General features: G+C 70.2%; 3 protein-coding genes. 1 reads left to right on the top strand and 2 read right to left on the bottom strand.

All coding sequences use genetic code 11. The features are described 5' to 3' along the window. Together ACJA3G_RS34995 and ACJA3G_RS35000 are read right to left on the bottom strand one after the other, a co-directional pair. A partial coding sequence (locus tag ACJA3G_RS34995; protein ID WP_406557058.1) for an acyl-CoA dehydrogenase family protein occupies positions 1-1098 on the bottom strand: 1098 nt, incomplete at its 3' end. 313 nt (positions 1099-1411) lie between these two features. Beyond that, positions 1412-1717 (bottom strand): hypothetical protein, encoded by a 306-nt coding sequence (locus ACJA3G_RS35000; protein WP_406557059.1) that lies wholly within the window; start codon positions 1715-1717, stop codon positions 1412-1414. Positions 1718-2173: 456 nt separating this feature from the next. On the opposite strand from ACJA3G_RS35000, the gene ACJA3G_RS35005 reads away from it, so the two are divergent. After that, on the top strand, positions 2174-2540 hold a 367-nt coding region (locus ACJA3G_RS35005; protein WP_406557060.1), incomplete at its 3' end, for a bifunctional DNA primase/polymerase.

A 2540-nucleotide genomic window follows, 5' to 3' on the forward strand; every position in this document is an offset into this window, starting at 1 on the left:
CACCAGCGCCGTCTCCCCCGCGATCTCCTGGCACATTCGATACGTCTCGACCGCCGATTCCGTTCCCGCGAACTTCACGCCGCTGGCGTCGCCGGGGGCCGGCGCACCGGCCTCCACATCCCCCACCAAACGCCAGTTGAGCAGGCGATTCGCCGCCAGCCGGGCATGCGTCTCGGCGATCCTGAAACGCACCCACGGCTCGTCAACCCTGCGCCGCCCGGTCACCGGATCGGGGGTACGGGCCCGAGTCAGCGCCGCCTCGAAGAACGCCTCGGCCTGCATGCCGATCGCGGCGAGCGCGACCCGCTCGTGGTTGAGCTGGTTGGTGATCAGACCCCATCCACCGTTCTCCTCGCCGACCAGGTTCCCGGCCGGCACGCGGATCCCGTCGTAGTAGGTGGCCGTCGTCGTCAGGTCGCCCACGGTCCGGATCGGGGTCCAGGAGAAACCGGGCGCGTCGGTCGGGACCAGGATGATCGAGATGCCGCGGTGCTTGGGGGCCGCCGGGTCCGTACGGCAGGCGAGCCAGATCCAGTCGGCGTTCTGGGCGTTGGAGGTGAAGATCTTCTGGCCGTCGATCAGCCAGTCCTCGCCGTCCCGTACGGCCCGGGTGCGCAGCGAGGCGAGGTCCGTCCCGGCCTCCGGTTCGCTGTAGCCGATGGCGAAGACGAGCTCGCCGGCGAGGATCCGGGGCAGGAAGAACGCTTTCTGCCCCTCGGTCCCGTAGCGCATCAGAGTCGGTCCGACCGTGTTGAGCGTGACCATCGAGACGGGGGCGCCGGCGCGGTACGCCTCGTCGAAGAAGACGAACTGCTCGTCGGGCCCGCGCCCCTGGCCGCCGTACTCCACGGGCCAGCCGAGCCCGAGCATCCCGTCGGCCCCGATACGGCGGAGCAGGGCGCGTTGCGCCGTGGGGTCGGTGGCGGTGCCGGTGCCGGTGTCGGCGCCGGTCGACGCAGGGTTCGCAGGGGCGCCGTCCTCCCGATCACCTGTCCGCGAGGCCTCCGTGCGGCCTGCGTCTTGCGCCATGACCGTACGGAAGTACGAGCGGAGTTCGGCACGCAGGCGCTGCTGGCGTTCGGTCGGGGCGAGGTGCACGACGGCGGCCTCCGGGGTCCGGACGTACGCTACGAGTCGGGGTCGGGTTTCTGACTGTCCGTCAGATACGGTGCGGGTGTCAATGCCCGCGCTCGCACTCACGCCCGTACGCGCGCGCTCACACCAGTACGGGCGAGCTCATGCCCGTACGCACGAGCTCATGCCTCTACGCGCGCGTGCTCACGCGCGGGGCCGCGCTCGCCCCGCCCCGCCCTACGCCTCCCGGACACACGACTGCCCGGACGGCAGCGCCACAGCGCCACCACCCGGGCAGTCGTTCACCCCACTGACCCCGACCCCGAGGGCCCCCGGCTCACCAGAGGTTGGTGAAGTTGACCGACACGTTGTCCTGACGGAGCGCCGTGAAGGCGGAGCCGTTCACCTGGGCGGTGTTGCTCTGGTTCGAGGCGCCCGAACCCACAGCCTGCTGCTGTGTGGTGGACGAGTTCCCGCTGTTGTTGTGTCCGACCCCGCTCCCGCTGATGGTCGCCACTGCCGCGTTCGATCCGTGGTCCGCAAAGGAGCCGTTGTCCGCGGTGGCGACTCCGGTGAAGAGCCCCACGGCGAGAGGCAGGGCGGCGACGGCGGCGATGACGCGGGCGGTGCGGATGCTTGCCATGTCTTTTCCTCCAGGAACCAGAAGTACGGCTTGTTCCAGGGAAGTTGGCCGACCGCCCCGGACGCTGCTGCGACGTCGCGTCATCAGAGTTGCCCACCGAATCCCCGGCGAACCAGCCAAGTCGTCGCGTTTCGCCCGCAAGCGTGAGGACTTGTCGATAAACCACCAACTTGCTTTCTCAGCCCCAAAAGGGGCCTGCCGACACGGACACGCCATGCCCCTCACCGGCCGACCAGGGAGGAGAAGCGTTTCAGCACACTTTCGGCCAAACTTCCGCGCCGCTCCACCGCCACCGGGGCGGCAGACACCCGTTTCCCGCACGCCACACGCCCACCTTCCACCCCGCCCGAATCGGCGTCCGCCCAGCCCAAGCCCTCATTTCCGGTCACGCGGCGGCCGTCTCTCCGTCCGATCCCGCACACCCACCGATCACTCTCCGTCGCCATCCGAACCCGGATCGTTTCCCGCTTCCCTTTTTCGAACACTCGTACGAACATAGAAGGCATGGCCACCATCGACCGGCATGCCTCCACCCTGGCCCTCGCCCACGCTCTCTCCGTCGCCGAGCGCGGGCTCCCCGTCATCCCGCTGTCCCGTTCGAAGCTCCCCGCGCTGCGCTCCCCGCACCACGACGAGCCGCAGCCCGCGCTCTGCCGGGGCGAGTGCGGGCTGCCGGGGCACGGGGTGCACGACGCGACCACGGACCCGGCGGCCGTACGCGCGCTCTTCGCCGCCGCGCCCTGGGCCACCGGGTACGGCATCGCGTGTGGCCGCCCGCCGCACAACCTCATCGGCATCGACCTGGACACGATGAAGCCGGGGC

This window comes from Streptomyces sp. YS-3, assembly GCF_045257485.1.
In the GTDB taxonomy this organism is placed as follows: domain Bacteria; phylum Actinomycetota; class Actinomycetes; order Streptomycetales; family Streptomycetaceae; genus Streptomyces.